20 protein-coding genes are annotated in these 19,731 nt (G+C 50.0%); 1 reads left to right on the top strand and 19 read right to left on the bottom strand.

What is annotated here, in order from left to right; genetic code table 11:
- Positions 1 to 128: 128 nt before the first annotated feature.
- From WMO65_RS18990 to WMO65_RS18940, 11 genes are all read right to left on the bottom strand, one after another.
- The gene (locus WMO65_RS18990; protein WP_148393568.1) at positions 129 to 767 is read right to left on the bottom strand and encodes a hypothetical protein; all 639 of its coding nucleotides are present in this window, start codon (positions 765 to 767) and stop codon (positions 129 to 131) included.
- Positions 768 to 772: 5 nt separating this feature from the next.
- Positions 773 to 1,984, bottom strand: coding sequence for a threonine ammonia-lyase (gene ilvA, locus WMO65_RS18985; protein WP_033143386.1), 1,212 nt, complete (start codon positions 1,982 to 1,984; stop codon positions 773 to 775).
- 12 nt (positions 1,985 to 1,996) lie between these two features.
- Positions 1,997 to 2,935: a signal recognition particle-docking protein FtsY gene (ftsY, locus tag WMO65_RS18980; protein ID WP_033143385.1), complete on the bottom strand. Its 939-nt coding sequence runs from the start codon at positions 2,933 to 2,935 to the stop codon at positions 1,997 to 1,999.
- A gap of 8 nt (positions 2,936 to 2,943) precedes the next feature.
- The gene (smc, locus tag WMO65_RS18975; protein WP_148393567.1) at positions 2,944 to 6,504 is read right to left on the bottom strand and encodes a chromosome segregation protein SMC; all 3,561 of its coding nucleotides are present in this window, start codon (positions 6,502 to 6,504) and stop codon (positions 2,944 to 2,946) included.
- Complete coding sequence (gene rnc, locus WMO65_RS18970) at positions 6,495 to 7,205, bottom strand: ribonuclease III (protein ID WP_033143394.1); 711 nt, start codon at positions 7,203 to 7,205, stop codon at positions 6,495 to 6,497. The genes smc and rnc overlap by 10 nt, the downstream gene beginning before the upstream one ends.
- Positions 7,206 to 7,326: 121 nt before the next feature.
- On the bottom strand, positions 7,327 to 7,557 hold the full coding sequence (gene acpP / locus WMO65_RS18965) for an acyl carrier protein (protein WP_033143383.1): 231 nt from the start codon (positions 7,555 to 7,557) through the stop codon (positions 7,327 to 7,329).
- A gap of 12 nt (positions 7,558 to 7,569) precedes the next feature.
- Positions 7,570 to 8,595: a phosphate acyltransferase PlsX gene (plsX, locus tag WMO65_RS18960; protein ID WP_148393566.1), complete on the bottom strand. Its 1,026-nt coding sequence runs from the start codon at positions 8,593 to 8,595 to the stop codon at positions 7,570 to 7,572.
- 118 nt (positions 8,596 to 8,713) lie between these two features.
- Entirely contained in the window at positions 8,714 to 9,514 is an 801-nt protein-coding gene (locus WMO65_RS18955) for a hypothetical protein (protein WP_052099689.1), read from the bottom strand.
- Between the two features lie 167 nt (positions 9,515 to 9,681).
- Positions 9,682 to 9,867 (bottom strand): 50S ribosomal protein L32, encoded by a 186-nt coding sequence (rpmF, locus tag WMO65_RS18950; RefSeq protein WP_018597460.1) that lies wholly within the window; start codon positions 9,865 to 9,867, stop codon positions 9,682 to 9,684.
- A 2-nt stretch (positions 9,868 to 9,869) separates the two neighbouring features.
- The gene (locus tag WMO65_RS18945; RefSeq protein WP_054352460.1) at positions 9,870 to 10,397 is read right to left on the bottom strand and encodes a YceD family protein; all 528 of its coding nucleotides are present in this window, start codon (positions 10,395 to 10,397) and stop codon (positions 9,870 to 9,872) included.
- A gap of 58 nt (positions 10,398 to 10,455) precedes the next feature.
- Positions 10,456 to 11,658 carry an acetate/propionate family kinase gene (locus WMO65_RS18940; protein ID WP_033143381.1) on the bottom strand — a complete coding sequence of 401 codons (1,203 nt, stop codon included), beginning with the start codon at positions 11,656 to 11,658 and terminating at the stop codon, positions 10,456 to 10,458.
- 264 nt (positions 11,659 to 11,922) lie between these two features.
- Here WMO65_RS18940 and WMO65_RS18935 point away from each other — a divergent pair, with 264 nt between their 5' ends.
- Positions 11,923 to 13,173: a tRNA(Met) cytidine acetate ligase gene (locus WMO65_RS18935; protein WP_148393565.1), complete on the top strand. Its 1,251-nt coding sequence runs from the start codon at positions 11,923 to 11,925 to the stop codon at positions 13,171 to 13,173.
- A gap of 22 nt (positions 13,174 to 13,195) precedes the next feature.
- Here the strand turns inward: WMO65_RS18935 and WMO65_RS18930 are convergent, their stop codons facing one another.
- The 8 genes from WMO65_RS18930 to coaE all read right to left on the bottom strand — a co-directional run bounded on the left by WMO65_RS18930 (position 13,196) and on the right by coaE (position 19,653).
- On the bottom strand, positions 13,196 to 13,354 hold the full coding sequence (locus WMO65_RS18930; RefSeq protein ID WP_054352493.1) for a FeoB-associated Cys-rich membrane protein: 159 nt from the start codon (positions 13,352 to 13,354) through the stop codon (positions 13,196 to 13,198).
- Between the two features lie 35 nt (positions 13,355 to 13,389).
- Complete coding sequence (feoB, locus tag WMO65_RS18925) at positions 13,390 to 15,582, bottom strand: ferrous iron transport protein B (protein ID WP_148393564.1); 2,193 nt, start codon at positions 15,580 to 15,582, stop codon at positions 13,390 to 13,392.
- A 94-nt stretch (positions 15,583 to 15,676) separates the two neighbouring features.
- The gene (locus WMO65_RS18920) at positions 15,677 to 15,898 is read right to left on the bottom strand and encodes a FeoA family protein (protein WP_033143378.1); all 222 of its coding nucleotides are present in this window, start codon (positions 15,896 to 15,898) and stop codon (positions 15,677 to 15,679) included.
- Between the two features lie 66 nt (positions 15,899 to 15,964).
- On the bottom strand, positions 15,965 to 16,174 hold the full coding sequence (locus tag WMO65_RS18915) for a FeoA family protein (protein ID WP_054352457.1): 210 nt from the start codon (positions 16,172 to 16,174) through the stop codon (positions 15,965 to 15,967).
- A 394-nt stretch (positions 16,175 to 16,568) separates the two neighbouring features.
- Positions 16,569 to 17,933 (bottom strand): PFL family protein, encoded by a 1,365-nt coding sequence (locus tag WMO65_RS18910; protein ID WP_033143376.1) that lies wholly within the window; start codon positions 17,931 to 17,933, stop codon positions 16,569 to 16,571.
- A 33-nt stretch (positions 17,934 to 17,966) separates the two neighbouring features.
- Positions 17,967 to 18,239 (bottom strand): ACT domain-containing protein, encoded by a 273-nt coding sequence (locus WMO65_RS18905; RefSeq protein WP_033143375.1) that lies wholly within the window; start codon positions 18,237 to 18,239, stop codon positions 17,967 to 17,969.
- Between the two features lie 27 nt (positions 18,240 to 18,266).
- Positions 18,267 to 19,064, bottom strand: a complete 798-nt coding sequence (locus tag WMO65_RS18900; protein WP_033143374.1) for an MBL fold metallo-hydrolase — start codon at positions 19,062 to 19,064, stop codon at positions 18,267 to 18,269.
- Positions 19,051 to 19,653 carry a dephospho-CoA kinase gene (gene coaE / locus WMO65_RS18895; RefSeq protein WP_033143373.1) on the bottom strand — a complete coding sequence of 201 codons (603 nt, stop codon included), beginning with the start codon at positions 19,651 to 19,653 and terminating at the stop codon, positions 19,051 to 19,053. Before coaE ends, WMO65_RS18900 begins: the two co-directional genes overlap by 14 nt.
- Between the last annotated feature and the right edge of the window lie 78 nt (positions 19,654 to 19,731).

The following is a 19,731-nucleotide window of genomic DNA, read 5'->3' as shown; positions in this document are numbered from 1 at the left end:
GTGGTGATTTGGACATAAAAATACCTCCTAAGTAGCTTTTGGTTATTTCCATTGTCTACTTAAGAGGTATCATATCAGGATTACTTCCGGCAGCAGCCGTCTCTTTTTATGCTGTCGCTCTTTTCATGTCACTCTGTATCTCTCACTTCCGCGATTCCAAACAACGCGTCATCCAGCCTTCCAAGCTCTTCCTCTTCAATTGCCAGCCTGCCGTCCTGTTCCTCCACAGATATCTCCAGGGACTTTTCTTCTCTGTACTCCACAATCTCCAGGGAGCTGTCCAGCACCTCTGTGAGCACATCCCCCAGATAGAGCGTTTCCCCGTCTGAGGGAATGCTCTCTGTCTCCAGATAGGAATCATATTCCGCGCTGATGGTTTCCTCCACAGGCAGGGGGCGGTAGGTGACCGTTACCAGATAGCCGCTTTGCTCCCCATGCTTTTTCTGTGACTCTCCCACCTGGTAATCGGCCTTTTTCAGTATTTTCCTGCATATATCCGTAAAACTGCTGTACTTCTCATCAGAGGAAAAATGCAGTTCTTTTACCCCGGAAATGCTTTTTTCCAGAAGCGCTTCTGACTCTTTTTCTGCCTGGGAAGCGGAAATGCCTGTCAGTTCACAATATTTCTCCGGACTCTTCTGATACCGGTAGTCCAGACATGCCTGAACATAACCACTCACATCCTCTGTCCTGCGGCATCCTCCCAGAAGCAGGAGGGATGCTAAAATCAGACCGGCAGCCGCAATTTTATTTATGTACTGCCTCATGGTGATCAAAGATTCGCTGTGATCTGTTTCGGGCGGTATCCCTCATCCTCCAGCGCTTTGATGATCTGGTTCTTGTGGTCCGTACCGAATGCCTCAATAGTGATCTTCAGCTCCACAGCCGCGGAACGGTTGGCGCTGATAAACTGGTTGTGGTCCAGTTTGACTACATTGCCCTGCTGCTGGGCGATGACAGTTGCCACACGCACCAGCTCACCGGGCTTATCAGGCAGAAGAACAGAAACTGTAAAGATCCTGTCACGGGCAATCAGGCCAAGCTGTACCACAGAGGCCATGGTGATGACATCCATATTGCCGCCGCTTAAGATGGATACCACCTTTTTTCCGGTGAATTTTAAATGTTTCAGGGCAGCCACTGTGAGAAGTCCGGAATTCTCCACGATCATTTTGTGGTTCTCCACCATATCCAAAAATGCCACGATCAGTTCGGAATCCTCAACCGTGATGATCTCATCCACATTTTTCTGGATATATGGGAAGATATGGTCACCGGGGCGTTTTACTGCAGTACCGTCTGCGATGGTGTTGACCCCGTCTAATGTCACCACTTCCCCCTCTTTTAGGGATACCTGCATACAGTTTGCTCCCGCCGGCTCCACACCGATGACTTTGATATTGGGGTTCAGCAGTTTTACAAGGGTGGAAACGCCTGTTGCCAGGCCGCCGCCGCCGATGGGCACCAAAATGTAATCCACCAGGGGCAGTTCCTTGATGATTTCCATGGCAATGGTCCCCTGTCCGGTGGCTACTGCAGGGTCATCGAAGGGATGGATAAAGGTGTACCCGTGCTCCTCCGCCAGTTTGTAGGCATACTCGCAGGCTTCATCGTAAACATTTCCGTACAGGACCACCTCCGCGCCGTAGCTTTTGGTGCGCTCCACTTTGATAAGAGGTGTTGTGGTCGGCATGACGATCACAGCCTTTGCGCCGAAGGCTTTTGCCGCGTAGGCAACGCCCTGTGCATGGTTGCCTGCAGAGGCGGTGATCAGGCCTTTGCCGCGCTCCTCCTCAGACAGGGTACTGATCTTATAGTAGGCGCCGCGGAGCTTGTAAGCTCCCGTCACCTGCATATTTTCCGGTTTCAGGTAAACTTTGTTGCCGGTCTGTGCGCTGAAATAGTCGCTGTAGACCAGCTTGGTGTCCTGCGTCACTTTTTTTACTGTTTCCGACGCTTCTTCAAATTTTTCCAGGGTCAGCATAATTTTTCTCCTTTACTCCTTGATGTCGAAAAGCGCGTTTACGAATTCATCGGAATTAAATTTCTGCAAATCGTCAATGCTCTCTCCTACCCCTATATATTTCACCGGAATGTCAAGCTCAGATTCGATTGCCACCGCAATTCCGCCTTTTGCTGTTCCGTCCAGTTTCGTTAAGATAATGCCTGTCACATTGGCAACCTCATTGAACTGCCTGGCCTGCAGAAGCGCGTTCTGGCCTGTGGTGCCGTCCAGGACTACCAGTGTCTCCAGGTATGCCTCCGGATATTCCCGCTCAATAATGCGGTAGATCTTTCTCAGCTCCTCCATGAGGTTCTTCTTATTGTGAAGGCGTCCTGCCGTGTCGCAGAGAAGAACATCCGCGTCCCTGGCTTTTGCCGCCGCGATGGCGTCATAGACCACACTTGCGGGGTCTGCCCCTGACTGTCCGCCGATCAGCTCCACACCGGCCCTTTTTGCCCATTGGGTAAGCTGTTCCCCTGCCGCTGCGCGGAAGGTGTCTGCTGCCGCCAAAATGACCTTTTTCCCCTGGTCCTTTAACTTGCCTGCCAGCTTGCCCACAGATGTGGTCTTGCCCACACCGTTGACGCCGATGACAAGGACCACAGACTTGCGGTGCTCGAACTCATACGCGGTCTCCCCCACAGCCATCTGGGATTTGATGCTGTCCATGAGAAGCTGCTTGCACTCCTGCGGGTCTTTTATCTTCTTCTCAGCCACCTGGGCCTTTAAGTCCTCCACAATATGGGTGGTGGCATTGATCCCCAGATCTCCCATAACAAGGATTTCTTCTATTTCTTCATAAAAATCATCGTCAATACTGGAGTATCCGCTGAAAATGGAATCTATGCCGGATACAATATTCGCCCTGGTCTTGGAAAGTCCCGCAACCAGGCGCTGAAAAAAGCCTTTCTTTTCTTTCTCCTCTGCCATATGCCCTCCTATTTGTCCAAATCGTTTTCTATGAGGTTGACGGAAACAAGTGTGGACACGCCCTTTTCCTGCATCGTGATACCGTACAGGCGGTCAGCAGCCGTCATGGTTCCTCTTCTATGTGTTATAATAATAAATTGCGTATTTTTTGTCAACTTATGAAGATATTTTGCGTAGCGGGTAACATTGGAATCGTCCAGCGCTGCCTCGATCTCATCCAGCAGACAGAAGGGGGACGGCTTCAGGTTCTGGATGGCGAACAGCAGGGCAATGGCTGTCAGCGCCTTCTCCCCACCGGAGAGCTGCATCATATTCTGCAGCTTTTTGCCCGGGGGCTGGGATATGATGCGGATGCCTGCCTCCAGAATATCCGCGTCCTCATCCAGTTCCAGCGTACCCTTTCCTCCGCCGAACAGCTCCTTGAACGCTTTGTCAAACTCCATGCGGATCTGTGAAAATTTCTCCTCAAACTGATTCCGCATACCTGTATCCAGCTCATCTATGATCTGGAGAAGGGTCTGCTCCGCCTGTACCAGATCCGCATGCTGTGTGCTTAAGAAGGTATGGCGCTCTGACAGCTCCTTATACTCCTCAATGGCATTTACGTTCACATTGCCCAGCTTTTTGATCTCATCCCTCACGACTCCCAGTGCTTTCTTGATCTCTGTGCGCTCCAAAAGCTTGGCAGGAGCCTGCCCAAGTGCCTGGCCATAGGTCATCTCATATTCTTCCCACATATAGTTGACCTGATTCTCTTGGTTTTCCTCCAGCTTTTCTTTCTGGCTGGTGAGACGGTAGCACTCCTTGTCCAGAAGGTTCATTCTGGCGGACAGCTCATCCCGCTTGTCAAAGAAGGACTTGTGGGTGCGGTTCATCTCCTCTTTGCGCTGAAGGTACTCCTGCATTTTTGCCTCGTCCTCCACCGCTTCCTTCTCTGCCTGTCTGATAGTCTGCCGAATTTCTTCAATGTCCCTGACTTTTTTCTCCATATCGGCCTTACCGTTTTTAAGGCTGCCCTGCAGAGCTTCCATCTGGGACTGTAAATTGTCATTCTCCTCTTTCAGCCTTGACAGGTTCTCCTCCAGGAATCCCCGTTTTGATGTCAGGTTGGCAGTCTCCAGATGGGCCTGTTCCAGACTTCTGGAACGCTCTGATTCCAGCTTTTTCTTCTCGTCCAGAGTCTCCTGGTTCCTGGTGATGGCATCCTCCAGGGCTTTTTCCTGAGCCGCGCTGGTCTCCAGCTCCAGACGGATAGAATCGCTGTTCTCGGATATCTCGGCCACCTGTTTTTCAAGCTCTGCATTCTCTTTTTTCAGGCTTTCATATCCGTCTGCGATCTCCTGCTTTTTGGCTGACATAGACTGCAGATTCATGCGCACGGTGTTGTCGCGCAGATACTGCTCCTGCAGAAGTTCCGAAAGGCGTGCCACCTCATCACGGAAATGGTTTCTCTTTTCCCGGAATCCGTCCAGCTCGGCCTGCTTCTTTTCCAGATCTTTTTTGAGCAGCTCCACACTGTTCTGCAGCTCATCGATTTCTCTTCGGCGCCCCAGCAGATTGCTGTTGTTCTTAAAGGCACCGCCGGTCAGGGAACCGCCGGGGTTTAAAGACTCACCCTCAATGGTTACCATACGGATGGTATACTGGTATTTCCTGGCAATGGCAATACCGTGGTCAATGTGGTCCACCACCAGGGTCCTGCCCAGCAGATAGTTCGTCAGCCCCTCGTACTCCTTGTCCACAGTCACCAGCTCACTGGCCACTCCGATAACACCCGGCTCTTTTAATGCCGCTGCATTGGCAAACGGCTTTTTGTTTTTCATACTGGTGAGGGGAAGGAAGGTTGCCCGGCCGTACTTGTTGCGCTTTAAAAAGGTGATCAGTTCCTTGGCTGTGCCCTCATTGTCTGTGACTATGTTCTGGATGCTGCCGCCGAGAGCGGTCTCAATGGCAGTCTCATAATTTTTCTGGACTTTGATCAGATCCGCCACAACGCCCCGGATGCCCGGAACATTTTTTTTCTGCTCCATGACCCGGCGGATACTGTTGCCGTAGCCGTCATAGCGCTCTGTGATATTCTGCAGGGATTCCAGGCGGGATGCCTCCCTGTGATAGGCGGTCTGTCCGATGTCCAGCTCCCGGCTGGCTTTGGAGATCTGTGCCTGGCAGCGCTTGATCTCATCCTCGCTGTCATTACTCTGTCTGGTGAGCTTTTCTATGTTCTCCTCTATCTCCTGCTGTTCCTTCTCGTAGCGCTCTTTTGCCTCTCTTTGCTGGCCTGCCTCGCTTTTCAGGCGCAGGAGTTTCTGGTTTAGCTCTGTCTTTCTCAGGGATATCTGCTCCATCATGGCATCATAACGCTGCATCTTTCCCTTGGTAGAGGCCCGCATATTGAGGATTTCTATGATCTCATTCTTATCCTCCTCAATCTTCCCTTCCAGTTTGTGGATCTCAATAGCCAGATCCCGGAATTCTTTTTTTGCCGCTTCCTGGGCTGCCTCCGCTTTTGCAAGCCCGGCATCCAGCTCACTTTTTTCCCGGGTGTATTTCTCCGTATCTTCCCGGCGTCTGGCGATCTCGCCTTCCAGGTGCTTTACCCGCTCCCGGTACTGCTCATCACTCTGTCTTGCCGCGTGGATCTGCTCGTTTAAAACATTGATCTGACCTTCCAGCTGCTGCTTGAGAAGGGCCTTCCCGGTGGATTCTTCCCGGAACTGCTGAATCTTCTCCTCCAGTTCCTCCAGCTCCTTTTCAAGCTGCTCGTACTCGGTCTTGGTGGTCTCAAAGCTTTTGATGGTCTCCTCCAGGTCATTTTGGGCAATGGTATACTTGCCCTCCACCTCGCGAAGCTGCTCTTTGATCCGCTCCATCTCGGAGAGGAACATCTGGGTGTCCAGGCCCTTTAATTCCTCCCTTTTCTTTAAATACACCCTGGCTGTCTCGGACTGGCGCTCCAAAGGCGCAAGCTGTCTTGTCAGCTCTGAGAGGATATCGCTGACACGGGTCAGGTTCTGCTGTTCCTCCTCCAGCTTTTTAAGGGCGGAAGCCTTTCTCCGCTTGAATTTCACGATTCCGGCCGCCTCGTCGAAGAGCTCTCTTCTCTCCTCCGGCTTGCCGCTTAAGATCTTGTCGATCTGGCCCTGTCCGATAATGGAATAGCCCTCTTTGCCGATACCGGTATCGTAGAACAGCTCATTGACATCCTTTAACCGGCAGGAGGTGCCGTTCATGAGATACTCACTCTCACCGGAACGGTACAGCCTCCTGGCTATTGTGACCTCCTCATAGTCAATGGGGAGCTGGTGGTCGCTGTTGTCAAGTGTAATGGCAACGTAGGCAAATCCCAGGGGTTTTCTCGTCTCCGTGCCGGAGAAGATAACATCCTGCATATTGCCCCCTCGGAGCTGTTTGGCGCTCTGCTCACCAAGTACCCAGCGGACCGCATCGCCTACATTGCTCTTGCCGCTGCCGTTTGGCCCCACAATGCCGGTAATGCCGTTATGAAATTCAAATGTTATCTTATTGGCAAAGGATTTAAACCCCTGCACTTCAATACTCTTTAGATACATAAATCACCTTTGTCGTTTTTCAGTTTTTTGATGGCGCAGTAGGCTGCCTGCTGTTCGGCTGCCTTCTTGGTGTGGCCGCAGCCCTCACCCAGCACCTTTTCTCCCAGAAGTGCCTGCATATAGAAGGATTTGTTGTGGTCAGGTCCCTCTTCCCTAAGGAGCACATACCGCACATCCTCCTCATACCTGCCCTGTACGATCTCCTGAAGTGTAGTCTTGCTATCATAAAAGAGCTGTTTATTCTCAATATCATTCAGGATAAACCTCTGAACGAACTCTTTTGCATTAGCAAAACCGCCATCCAGGTAAATGGCGCCGATCAGCGCTTCCATGGCATCTGACACAATGGAATCTCTCCTGCGGCCTCCCGTAGCCTCCTCGCCTTTACCTAAAAGCAGATACTCACCCAGTGACAGTTCTCTTGCACAGAGCGCCAGAGTTGGCTCGCAGACCATGCTGGCACGCTTCTTTGTCAATTCTCCCTCAGGCATCTGGGAATACTTTTCAAACAAAAATTCACTGGAGGTCAGTTCCAGCACGGCATCCCCTAAAAATTCCAGGCGCTCGTTGTTTCCCACATAGGAAATTCGATGCTCATTGGCGTAGGAGCTGTGGGTCATGGCATTGATGAGCAGATCGAAATTCTGGAATTTATATCCTGTCTTTGCCTCCAGTTCCATGAGTTTTTTCAAGTTTTTCATATTTTTCCTTTCCGGGACATGTCCCGCATTTTCTGTTTTGATAAGCAAAAGAGGATGCCGCCAAACCCCCGGAAGATTCAGATTGAATCCGGCAGCCGGATTTGGGGCATCCGATATGTCATTAACCAATCAGGTTTTTAATCTCTTCCACCGCATCGCCTACAGATACGATCTTCTCCACCTGTTCTGTGGGAATCTCGATATCAAATTCCTCCTCGATACCCATGATGATTTGAAAAATGTCCAGAGAGTCGGCTCCCAGGTCTTCAACAAATGTGGTATCCATGGAAACCTCCTGTGTATCCACATTCAAAACCTCTGCTATAATCTTCTGTAATTTTTCCAGTTCCATCTCTTTTCCTCCTTACGCTTCTTCCTTTTTATCTGACGAAATGATATTCTCCCGGATCCGTTCGCTGATATTCTGCTCTTTGAACGAAATACACTGGATGATGGAGTTTTTTACCTCCGCAGACTTGGAACTTCCGTGGCATTTTACCACAAGTCCCTTGAGTCCCAAAAGCGGTGCTCCGCCGTACTCGCTGGCGTCAAAGCTTTTTAATGTGGATTTGAGGGCCGGCTTTACCAAAAGCGCGCCTATTTTGCTGCGCAGGCTTGTCATCATGCCCTGTTTCACCTTGGAGATCAGAGTGGCCCCCACGCCCTCATAAAGCTTCAGAATGACATTTCCCACAAAGGCTTCTGTCACGATCACATCCGCCGCACCGTTTGGGATTTCTCTGGCTTCAATGCTGCCTACAAAGTTAATGTCTTCACACGCTTTCAGCAGCGGATATGTTTCTTTCACCAGGGCATTTCCCTTTTCTTCCTCAACGCCTATGTTCACAATTCCCACACGGGGCTTTTTGACGCCCATAACATGCTCCATATAGATGGAACCCATACGGGCAAACTGTATCAGATGGGAAGAGCGGGCATCCACGTTTGCACCGCAGTCTATTAAGAGAGACACACCGTCTCTTGTGGGAATCAGCGGGGCCAGAGGCGCTCGCTCCACACCTTTGATCCTGCCCACAATGGTTGTCCCTCCCACCAGGATGGCTCCGGAGCTTCCTGCGGATACGAAAGCGTCTGCTTCCCCTTTCTTCACCAGCTTCATCCCCACTACGATAGAGGAATCCTTTTTGCCCCGGATCGCGGCAACCGGCGGTTCTCCTGTCTCGATCACCTGGGATGCGGGGACGATCTCAATCTTCTCCCCCGGATTGCCGCAGGCCTCCAGTTCTTTTTTTACGGCCTCTTCCAGACCTACCAGAAGCACCTTCAGGTTTGCTTTTTCTTTCACAGCGTCCACTGCACCTTTGACAATCTCTGCCGGTGCATTGTCGCCTCCCATGGCATCCACTGCCACAATTGTCATATTCTCCATATTCTGCCTCCTGTATTCTGCAGATAATTTTACCAGACATCCTTTAAAACCGCAAGAGGGCTGCTGTAAAAGAAACATCTTTTACAGCAGCCGCCTGCCATTTTTATATACCTGTCTTTTACTGCATCTTTCCGTCGCTGCCCAGATGATAGCCTTCCACATCCGTATCCACTGCCATGGAACCGTCATCCTTCAGATAATACCAGGTGCTGCCTTCCTGGTACCAGCCTTTCCTCATATACCCATGGTCATCAAAGGCATACCATTTGCCGTCGATCTCCAGCCACTGGCTCTTGGGAAATGTGCCGTCCCCGTAATCATACCACCAGCCTTTATCCGATTCTTTCCAGGTTCCGGAGGTCTTTTTCTCCTTCTTCTCTTTCTTTTTTTCCTCGGATTTCTTCTTCTCGGCGTTCTTGCTCTCTGCGTCGTCTGAGACTATGACCTCTGCCGTGTCGCTGGTGATCCCGTTTGTGGAGGAACCGATGGTGCTGGTCGCTACCACATAGTAATACATGGTCTTGGCTTCACCGGTGGGCGGTGTAAAGGTGTTCTTTGTCTCGCCCTCCACAGGGGTGCCGCCTCCGTTGGTGTTGGTCTGGCTCTGATACCACTGGTATGTGATAACGCCCTTGTCCGATGTCTTGGCCTCCACTTTCAGGGCCTCGGCCTTGTCTCCTGTCTTATAGGTAACGGAACCGCTTAAGTTTGTGGTCAGCTCCGGTTTGGCAACCTCAACCTCCGGCTCCTGGGTTTTGTTCTCGTCTTCCTCTTCACTGCTCTTCTCTGTATTGTCCGGCTTGGGGTCTGTCTTCTCCAGCACCTTGTCCATCACCTTTTCCCCGCTGCAGCCTGTCACGGCAAAAGTAAGGCATCCGACTGCAAGAAGCAGAATCCCTTTCTTTAACCATTTATTCATCCATCTTCCTCCTTTAATAGAAATGTAATGTTTTTCGTCTAATCTACGTCATACCAGTTCTATATTAACTTGTTTTTACATAAATCGCAAGGTTTTTTATAAATTTATTACAAAAATATTACAAAAAAGGCCTCCTGGTTGTCCAGAAGGCCTTTCTCATGCATGAATTATTCTTCACCCATTTTGATGATTTCTTTTTTGTTGTAACTTCCGCAAGCTTTGCACACTCTGTGTGGCATCATTAAAGCTCCACATTTGCTGCATTTTACTAAGTTCGGAGCGCTCATTTTCCAGTTTGCTCTTCTTTTATCTCTTCTTGCTTTTGAAGTTTTATTTTTTGGACAGATGGACATAGTTACACCTCCTTAAATTTGCTAAATATATCACGGATTGCTGCCATTCTCGGATCGAGGCTTTCCTGCTCACAGGAACAGGGGCCGTCATTTAAATCTTTGCCGCAATGGCTGCAGATTCCCTTGCAGTCCTCTTGACACAGGACCCGTAAAGGCCAACGGATTAAAATCTCATTATGCACTAACTGCTCAACATCCAGGCTACAACCTGTGACATAATTAATTTCATCTAAGTCTTTTATCCTGTCTTCCTCCGAAACCTTCATATCCATATCTCTTTCCAGTGCAAAGGGAAAATCCACCGGGACCTCTTTTAAACAGCGGTCACAGGGAATGGACAGAGTCACACTGCCTCTTGCTTCCAGGTGCAGAACCTTTTTGCCGGTATTCGTAATTGTAAGAATCACTGGCTCTTTGTCCTTCACAGGAAAGCTGCCCAGTTTCGATTGAAAGGAATCCATGGAAACAGGTGCTTCTATGACCTGTGTCTTTCCTTCCAGGGATAAAATTTCTGATAAATCAATTAGCATAATAGTCTCCTAATCACACCTAGTAAATTATACATAGGGATTTTCTATTTGTCAACTATTATTTCTGATTCTTGACTAATTCTGCTGTTTCCTGACAGATTGCAAGCTCTTCGTTGGTGGGAACTACGGCAACTTTCACTTTGGAATCTGCTGTGGAGATGATCATGTTCTCACCGCGTTTCTGGTTTGCTTCCTCGTCCAGAGTGATTCCCAGGTAGGAAAGGCTCTTCACAACTGTCTCACGAACCGGAATAGCGTTCTCGCCGATACCGCCGGTGAAAGCGATGGCGTCCACGCCGTTCATGGCTGCAACGTAGGAACCGATGTATTTTACAATGCGGTAGCACAGGCAGTCAACAGCTCTCTTGGCATCCGGGTTGCCCTGCTCTCTGGCTTCGTTTAAGTCACGGAAGTCGCTGGACAGGCCTTTTGACAGACCTAACAGACCGGATTCTTTGTTCAGGATGCGTACCATCTCTTTTACATCAATGTTTTCTTTTCCGCAGATGAACTCTAAAACAGCCGGGTCCAGATCTCCGGAACGTGTACCCATAACAAGACCTTCCAGAGGAGTCAGGCCCATGCTGGTATCCACACATTTGCCGTTCACAACAGCGCTGATGGAGGAACCGTTTCCTAAGTGAGCTACGATCACTTTGGAGTTATCCGGGTCAAGTCCCAGGAATTTAATGGTCTCTTTGGATACGAAACGATGAGAGGTTCCGTGGAAACCGTATTTGCGGACTTTGTATTTGTCATAATATTTGTACGGGATTGCATACATGTATGCTTTTTCCGGCATAGTCTGATGGAAAGCGGTGTCGAATACAGCTACGTTTGGTTTGCCCGGCATCAGCTCCATACATGCACGGATACCCATTAAGTTTGCAGGGTTGTGCAGAGGTCCAAGGTCACAGCACTCTTCAATAACAGAGATCACCTCGTCATTGATAATACAGGAGTCAGAGATTTTGGCGCCGCCGTGCAGGACACGGTGTCCGATGGCTTCCACTTCATCCAGACTCTTTAATACGCCTGTTTTCGGATTGACCAAAGCGTCCAAAACCATTTTGATGGCCTCTGTATGTGTTGGCATTGCTGCTTCTGTTGTCTCTTTCTCACCGCCTGTGGGCTGGTAAACCAGTCTTCCGTCGATACCGATACGTTCGCATAAGCCTTTTGCGGCCACTTCTTCTGTGTCAGAATTGATTAACTGGAATTTCAGGGATGAACTTCCGCAGTTTACTACTAATACGTTCATGTTTTTTCCTCCGTTATCATACATCTTCGCGGCCAAAATGACCACGTTTGGTATCATTATACATCTTTTCAAAAAATGGTACAAGGGTACCTGGGAAATTTACGGGGAAATTTTGTATTCTTTTCAAAACATTTTTTCATAATATGCATGTAAACAGTTGTCTGCAGCGGATGATTTTGTTATATTATAGGCATCGCACGGTCAAAAAGACGCAGACCTGAACGGACCAATGCAGCAATCACCAGAAGGGAAACGAAAAATCATATGAGCAGAATCACCGGCATAGTAGCTGAATACAATCCTTTTCACAAAGGCCATGCCTATCACTTGGAAAAAGCCAGAGAACTTACAGATGCGGACTATCTTGTTGTGGTCATGAGCGGAGACTTTGTCCAAAGGGGCGCTCCCGCCCTGTTTGACAAGTATCTGCGCACAGAGGCAGCGCTTCTTGGGGGCGCTGATCTGGTGCTGGAGCTTCCCGCCGCAAATGCATGTGCCAGCGCGGAATCTTTTGCCTGGGGTGCTGTCTCGATTCTGGAGCAGCTTGGATGTGTAAATGCGCTCTCTTTTGGCAGTGAAACCGGGGATACCCAGGCGCTCCTTTCCTGCGCCGAAGTGCTTTTACAGGAAAGTGATGTCTACCGGGAGCAGCTTCGCTCCCTCTTAAAAAAGGGGTACTCTTTTCCCGCAGCGCGCAGGGAAGCAGTGGGTGCCCTGAACCATCCGGGACTTCTGCCGGAGCTTTTGGATTTCCCCAACAATATTCTGGGCCTGGAGTATATCAAGGCCCTCAAAAGGGCCGGCAGCAGCATACAGCCAACTGCCCTGAAACGTGCCGGGGCCGGGTATCACGACGACGCTCTCACTGATTCCTATTCCAGCGCCACTGCAGTGCGGAAGCTTATACGGGATAACGATACGGAAAAAAGGACAGAATCCGTCCACTGGTCCAAACTCCTTGCAGGGGCCATGCCGGAGTCCTCTGCCCTTCTTACAGCCAGGCGCCTGTCCGCGGAGGCTCCTGTGTGGGAGGATGATTTTTCCCTGCTGCTCTGCTATCAGCTTATGCGGCTTTCCCCGAAAGAGCTGGCCGCATATTCCGATATGTCCCCGGAGCTTGCAAGGCGCATACACGCGCACCTAAACGAATTTCACAGTTATTCTCAGTTTTCCGCGCTTCTTAAGACGCGTGAGCTGACTTACACCCGCATAAACCGCGCGCTTCTCCATGTGCTTCTGGGCATAAAGGCAGAAAGGGGCTGTCCCCCGAAAGCCTCCTACGCACGGATTCTGGGGTTCCGTAAGAACGCCGGAGGACTCTTAAAAGAGATTAAGGCAAATACGGATATGACCCTTGTCACCAAGGCCGCGGATTACGGAAAACTTCTTGCCCCGCAGTCTGCGAAAAGATTTGAACAGGATCTGTTTGCCTCCAATCTGTACAGCACCGTGCGCGCACAGAAAAACGGGACAGCCTTTGTAAATGATATACAAAAGTCTCCCGTTATCCTTTGATCTGCGATCTGCATCCGCACTTCTATTTTATTTTCTGCTCTGCTGCCCCATGGCAGCAGCTGCAGTTTCCACTGCAGCTTCCGCATGTTTTGCCGGCCTTTTTGTCTTTCACGATTTTTCTCACGACCAGCCCCACTATACAGAGCAGGACCAGCAGAACCAGGATTGTTCCAGCATTCATATTCATCTTACCTTTCCGGGCGGGACAGGAGGCACTTATGCCTTCACAGCCTTCCCTGTTTTCATTTTTATGTTCCATGTATCTCCTTTTTCCTTATACGGTCTGAACAGCATATACAGGAAGAATACCACAACCAGGATCGCCGCCGCAGTACCTATACCGAAGGCTCCGCCCTCCAGCAGATGTCCGATCTGGTAAACAACCAGGGAGGAGCAGTAAGCCAGCAGTGTCTGGTATCCAATGGCAAACCAGAACCAGCCTCCATTGTTCATCTCCCGTTTGATTGCTCCCATCGCCGCAAAGCAGGGCGCGCACAGAAGGTTAAATACCAGGAAAGAGTAAGCTGCAGCTGCTGTGAAGCTGCCTGCCAGTGTCCCCCATATCTCAGCACCGTCTTCTGCCACCTCGGCAAAGCCATAGAGGATACCAAAAGTGCCGACCACGTTCTCTTTTGCCACCAGTCCGGAAACTGCTGCCACTGCGGCTTTCCAGTCTCCCCATCCAAGGGGGATGAACAGCCAGGAGATGCCTCTTCCGATACCTGCCAGCAGGGAGTTCTCCATATCCTCCACCATACCGAAAGAACCATTCTCGAAACCAAATCCCTGTGTGAACCAGATAAAGATAGTAGAGAGAAGAATCACCGTGCCTGCTTTTTTAATGAAGGACCAGCCTCTCTCCCACATGCTGCGCAGGACATTTCCCACAGTGGGCATATGGTATGTAGGAAGCTCCATAACGAAAGGCGCCGGATCTCCGGAGAATTTTCTGGTCTTTTTCAGAATGATGCCGGAGCAGATGACAGCCAGAACACCTGCAATATACGCACTGGGCGCCACCCACCAGGCCCCGCCGAAGATAGCACCTGCGATAAGCGCGATAATAGGCAGTTTCGCGCTGCACGGAATGAATGTGGTGGTCATAATGGTCATCTTCCGGTCTCTGTCATTTTCAATGGTCCTTGATGCCATGATTCCCGGAACCCCGCATCCTGTGCCGATCAGCATGGGAATAAAGGATTTCCCGGAAAGACCGAATTTACGGAAAATACGGTCCATGATAAAAGCCACACGTGCCATATATCCGCATCCCTCCAGGAATGCCAGGAAGAGAAACAGCACCAGCATCTGCGGCACGAATCCCAGTACGGCGCCTACACCGGCAACAATACCGTCCACGATCAGGCTCTGAAGCCATGCCGCGCAGTGAATGGCTTCCAGTCCGTTGTTCAGCAGTTCGGGTATGGCAGGAACATGCAGGGAGGAGAATCCCAGGAAATTCCACCCGTCAGCGAATACGCCGTCGTTCACCCAGTCTGTGGCCCATCCGCCCACAGTGGAGACGGACACATAATACACCAGTGCCATGACGAGAAAGAAGATGGGAAGGCCGAGGAAACGGTTTGTGACAATTCCGTCAATCTTATCTGAGGTGGTCATTTTTCCCCTGCTCTTTTTGATATACGCTTTTTTTACAACAGCTCCTATGTACGTGTATCTCTCATTGGTGATAATGCTCTCGGAATCATCGTCCAAATCTTTTTCCACGGAAGCGACGATGGTTTCCACGTCCGGCAGGCCGGATATGGTCTCACCGATCTTATAATCTCTCTCAAACAGCTTTACCGCGTAAAAACGTCTCTGCTCTTCCGGGATATTGCCGTCCAGCAAAGACTCGATCTCATCCAGGGCTTCCTCCACACGCTTCTGGAATCTGTGGACCGGGGCGCCTGCGCTTTTCTTTCCGGCAATGCGCACAGCCTTTTCTGCGGCTTCCCGGATACCGGTTCCCTTCAGAGCGGAAATCTCTACCACTTCACAGCCGAGCTGTCCGGACAGTTCACCGATCTTAATGATGTCTCCGTTTTTCACCACCACATCCATCATGTTCACTGCCATAATGACAGGGATGCCAAGCTCCATAAGCTGGGTCGACAGATACAGGTTTCTCTCCAGGTTCGTGCCATCCACAATATTCAGTATGGCGTCAGGGCGTTCTGTGATCAGATAATTTCTGGCTACCACTTCCTCCAGTGTGTAAGGGGACAGGGAATAAATTCCCGGAAGGTCCATGATGACTACATCCTTGTTTCCCTTCAGTTTTCCTTCCTTCTTCTCTACTGTAACACCGGGCCAGTTTCCCACAAACTGATTGGACCCTGTCAACGCATTGAACAGTGTGGTCTTGCCACAGTTTGGGTTGCCGGCAAGCGCAATTTTTACTGACATTCTCTCTTCCTCCTCTATTTCCAAAAAATACGGTTAGAAACCTCTAACCATAAATCCCAAAAAAATGCTGCGGCCGTTTTGGCGGGCAGCTTATCTACTGAATCTCGATCATCTCTGCGTCTGCTTTCCGCAGGGAAAGTTCATAGCCTCTCACCGTCACTTCTACCGGATCGCCGAAGGGCGCTACTTTTCTCACATAGACATCTGTGCCCTTGGTGATCCCCATATCCATGATCCGGCGTTTTACAGCGCCTTCCCCGTGCAGTTTAACCACCCTGACGCTCTGTCCGCATTTTACATTCCGCAGTGTTTCCATGTCTGCATATCCTCCTCTTTCTACATCACCACGCCCGTTATAAGGTGCGGCTTACATCTATTTCTATCAAACCAGGATCCTGTTGGCCATCTCACTGCTGATGGCAACTCTGGAATCCTTTACACTGACGATCACGTTTCCGCCTAACCGGGAAACCACCGTCACGTCTGTTCCTGTCACAAAGCCGAGATTCTCCAGATGGCGTCTCACTTCTTCTTTGCCGCCCACTTTTTTGATCTGCTTTGTTTCTCCTGCTGAAGCCATAGTCAAAGGCATTTTCATCACTCCTTAATTTTCCATCATCCTTACAGTTAGCTTTTTCTAACTAACTATAAGTTAGCACACACTAACACATTTTGTCAATATATTTTTTTACTTATTTTTCCTATTTGCACAAGTTCTTTTTTCTACAAGTTCCTCCAGTACACAGTCACCCGGTCCCTGGCATCTCTCACGCAAACATTTGCCCGCGTCTTTAGCGAAGACGAGATCCACCGTTTACGGAAACTTAGACACGAGGGCTCTCCCGAGTGCTCTTAGTTGGAGTTAACGGTTAGCTCGGCTGAGCGTTGCGGGTGTTTGCGTGAGAGATGCCAGGGCCCGGGTGACGTCCGCTTAGAAACAAAAAAAAGACCGCATTCCACAACCGGAACACGGCCTGACTATTTCTTTAATTTTTAAAGCTGTGAATAGGAGCCGGAATCCTTCCGCCTCTGTTTACAAACGCTTCACAGGAATACGGATTTACCGGCATGATCGGTGCATAGCCCAGAAGTCCTCCGAATTCCACAGTCTCTCCCACACCTTTTCCGATAACCGGAATCAAACGGACAGCCGTTGTCTTCTGGTTCACCATACCGATGGCACATTCATCCGCAATGATGCCGGCAATGGTGCTGGCCTTGGTGTCTCCCGGAATGGCGATCATATCCAGGCCCACAGAGCAGACACAGGTCATGGCTTCCAGCTTCTCTATGGTAAGGGCATTGGCATTGACCGCATCGATCATTCCCTGGTCCTCGCTGACCGGAATGAAGGCACCGCTTAAACCGCCCACATAGGAGGATGCCATAACGCCGCCTTTTTTCACCTGGTCATTTAAAAGCGCAAGGGCTGCTGTGGTACCTGGGGCACCTGCATATTCCACACCGATCTCATGGAGAATATCTGCCACACTGTCCCCGATGGCCGGAGTGGGTGCCAGTGACAGGTCCACGATGCCGAAGGGAATCCCCAGACGCTTGGATGCCTCCTGGGCTACCAGCTGTCCCACGCGTGTTACTTTAAAGGCCGTTTTCTTGATGGTCTCGCAGAGCACCTCAAAATCTTTTCCCCGCACTTTTTCCAGGGCTGTCTTCACAACACCGGGTCCGGAAACACCCACATTGATAATGGCATCCGCCTCTGTCACACCGTGGAAAGCGCCTGCCATGAACGGATTGTCATCCGGGGCGTTGCAGAATACCACCAGTTTGGCACATCCCAGGGAATCCTGCTCCCTGGTCGCCTGGGCAGTAGCAAGAACGATTTCTCCCATAAGCTTCACAGCATCCATGTTGATGCCTGTCTTGGAGGAGCCAAGGTTGATGGAACTGCAGACTCTCTCTGTGGCTGCCAGGGCTTCCGGGATGGAGCGGATCAGCATCTCGTCCGCCTTTGTCATACCTTTTGACACAAGCGCAGAGTAGCCGCCGATGAAGTTCACTCCCACTTCTTTTGCTGCCCGATCCAGAGTCTCTGCCAGAGTCACAAAATCCTCCGGCGCTTTGCAGGCCGCACCGCCCACCAGCGCAATGGGGGTTACGGAGATTCGCTTGTTCACAACAGGGATTCCGTACTCTCCGGAAATCTCGTCACCGGTCTTCACCAGGTTTCTTGCCAGGGTGGTGATCTTGTCGTAGATTTTTCTGTTCACCTGCTGCAGGTCAGAATCTATGCAGTCCAGAAGGCTGATTCCCATGGTAATGGTACGCACATCCAGATTTTCCTGCTCTATCATTTTGTTGGTCTCATTTACTTCAAAAATGTTAATCATATTTTTCTCTTGTCCTTTCCCGGGTTTTCCAGCTTAGATACGGTGCATTTTTGTAAAGATATCCTCGTGCTGTGCGTGGATCATAACACCGATCTCCTCACCCAGTACAGATAATTCTGCAGAAATCTGATCCAGCTTCTTCTCGGATCTGCTGGTATCTGTGATCATCATCATGTTGAAATAACCGTCAATGATGGTCTGGGAAATATCCAGGATGTTAATATTGTTCTCTGCCAGATAGGTGCAGACTCTGGCGATGATTCCTACGGTATCCTGTCCTACTACGCTGATAATTGTCTTTTTCATTATTTTCTCCTCACAGATGTATTTTTTTTATACGGTAATCAGTTCCGACGCGCAGTCCCTGTGCGCTACGGAGATTTTGAAGTCTGAGGAACACCAGGGATTTTCCCCCATGGTCACCTCTGAGCAGACGGTCTCATAAGCCAGTGCTTCGTAATTGTTCTCCCGGCTCAAATGTCCCAGCATGATCTGTTTCATTTTATCATGGAGCAGACGGCACAGAAGCCTGCCTGCTGACTCGTTGGACAGATGTCCTCTCTCGCCCAGGATCCTCTGTTTTAAGTAATAGGGATAACTTCCCACCTGCAGCATATTCACGTCGTGGTTTGCCTCCAGCAAAAGGGCATCCAGTCCCTGGAGCTGTTCCACTATGTAATCATTATACTTGCCCAGGTCCGTTGCGATTCCCACGGACTTGTCCTCATGATTCACCCTGTACCCGACAGGCTCTGCCGCGTCATGGGAAATGTTAAAGGGATGGATGTCCAGATCCCCGATGGAAAATGGTTCATCTGCCCGTATGATCCGGTACAGTCCCTCCGGCATCTTGCCCAGAGTGGTCATGCGCTGCATCTCCTCCATGGTTCCCCTGGTACAGTAGATGGGAATCTTATATTTTCTGGAGATGACGCCCAGACCTTTTATATGGTCCGAGTGCTCATGGGTGATCAGGATACCGTCACAGTCCTTTGTGGTGCGGTCAATGGTGTTGAGCCCTTCCTCAATCTTCTTGCCGCTGATCCCCACATCTACCAGGACGCCTGCGTGGTCACTGCCCACGTAAATACAGTTGCCGCTGCTTCCGCTGGCAATACTACATAGATTCATAATATGTTCTCATCCTTCGCTCAATCTGAAGATAGGTATGTGCCACATCTTCGTCGTTATATAGTAAAAAGTCACATCTGGCTTCAAACTCATCCTCGGACAACTGGTTTTCCATTACTCTTCGGGCTTTTTCCTCAGAATATCCCCTGTCCCGGCGAAGCCTTTCCATGCGCACTTCTTTTTCGCAATAAATATACCACATTTCATCATAAATTTCATCATAATTATCTTCCAATAACAAAGCTGCCTCAATAAAGAAGAATTCCGTCTCCTCTTTTTTGGACCGCTCAATCTCCCGGATGATATATTTCTTCACTGCCGGATGAATGATCTTATTGAGTTTTTCCAGCATATCTTTCTTATCAAACACAATCTGGGCGATGGTTTCCCTGTTAAGAGAACCGTCCTCATTGACGATCCAGTCCCCAAAAAGCCGAACCACCGGCTCATAGCAGGCCTGTCCGGGCATCATCAGCAGGTGTCCCACGTCATCTGCCTTTACCACCCGCGCATCAAAATGCTCCTCAATATAATTCAGTACAAAACTCTTTCCGGAGCCTACCCCTCCGGTCACACCTATGACTCTCATAACAGTTCCTCCTTTATCCATTGTACTCCCCTATGACTGTCCCCATATCCGGATCGTCACCTTCCTCACGCCGGCTGC

Origin of the sequence: Blautia caccae, assembly GCF_040095955.1 — a bacterium.
Classification (GTDB): domain Bacteria; phylum Bacillota; class Clostridia; order Lachnospirales; family Lachnospiraceae; genus Blautia; species Blautia celeris.
The sequence above is the reverse complement of the archived record's forward strand: the minus strand, read 5'-3'. Positions and strand labels throughout refer to the sequence as shown.

Bases quoted from the DNA above. Each gene is read 5' to 3' on its own strand.
- WMO65_RS18955 (WP_052099689.1), bottom strand. From the start codon at position 9,514: ATGAATAAATGGTTAAAGAAAGGGATTCTGCTTCTTGCAGTCGGATGC.
- coaE (WP_033143373.1), bottom strand. From the start codon at position 19,653: ATGAGAGTCATAGGTGTGACCGGAGGGGTAGGCTCCGGAAAGAGTTTT.
- smc (WP_148393567.1), bottom strand. From the start codon at position 6,504: ATGTATCTAAAGAGTATTGAAGTGCAGGGGTTTAAATCCTTTGCCAAT.
- WMO65_RS18990 (WP_148393568.1), bottom strand. From the start codon at position 767: ATGAGGCAGTACATAAATAAAATTGCGGCTGCCGGTCTGATTTTAGCA.
- WMO65_RS18900 (WP_033143374.1), bottom strand. From the start codon at position 19,064: ATGAATCTATGTAGTATTGCCAGCGGAAGCAGCGGCAACTGTATTTAC.
- WMO65_RS18920 (WP_033143378.1), bottom strand. From the start codon at position 15,898: ATGGAAACACTGCGGAATGTAAAATGCGGACAGAGCGTCAGGGTGGTT.
- acpP (WP_033143383.1), bottom strand. From the start codon at position 7,557: ATGGAACTGGAAAAATTACAGAAGATTATAGCAGAGGTTTTGAATGTG.
- WMO65_RS18940 (WP_033143381.1), bottom strand. From the start codon at position 11,658: ATGAACGTATTAGTAGTAAACTGCGGAAGTTCATCCCTGAAATTCCAG.
- WMO65_RS18905 (WP_033143375.1), bottom strand. From the start codon at position 18,239: ATGAAAAAGACAATTATCAGCGTAGTAGGACAGGATACCGTAGGAATC.
- rnc (WP_033143394.1), bottom strand. From the start codon at position 7,205: ATGAAAAACTTGAAAAAACTCATGGAACTGGAGGCAAAGACAGGATAT.
- feoB (WP_148393564.1), bottom strand. From the start codon at position 15,582: ATGTCAGTAAAAATTGCGCTTGCCGGCAACCCAAACTGTGGCAAGACC.
- rpmF (WP_018597460.1), bottom strand. From the start codon at position 9,867: ATGTCCATCTGTCCAAAAAATAAAACTTCAAAAGCAAGAAGAGATAAA.
- plsX (WP_148393566.1), bottom strand. From the start codon at position 8,595: ATGGAGAATATGACAATTGTGGCAGTGGATGCCATGGGAGGCGACAAT.
- WMO65_RS18915 (WP_054352457.1), bottom strand. From the start codon at position 16,174: ATGCCTTTGACTATGGCTTCAGCAGGAGAAACAAAGCAGATCAAAAAA.
- ilvA (WP_033143386.1), bottom strand. From the start codon at position 1,984: ATGCTGACCCTGGAAAAATTTGAAGAAGCGTCGGAAACAGTAAAAAAA.
- WMO65_RS18935 (WP_148393565.1), top strand. From the start codon at position 11,923: ATGAGCAGAATCACCGGCATAGTAGCTGAATACAATCCTTTTCACAAA.
- WMO65_RS18910 (WP_033143376.1), bottom strand. From the start codon at position 17,933: ATGATTAACATTTTTGAAGTAAATGAGACCAACAAAATGATAGAGCAG.
- WMO65_RS18930 (WP_054352493.1), bottom strand. From the start codon at position 13,354: ATGAATGCTGGAACAATCCTGGTTCTGCTGGTCCTGCTCTGTATAGTG.
- WMO65_RS18945 (WP_054352460.1), bottom strand. From the start codon at position 10,397: ATGCTAATTGATTTATCAGAAATTTTATCCCTGGAAGGAAAGACACAG.
- ftsY (WP_033143385.1), bottom strand. From the start codon at position 2,935: ATGGCAGAGGAGAAAGAAAAGAAAGGCTTTTTTCAGCGCCTGGTTGCG.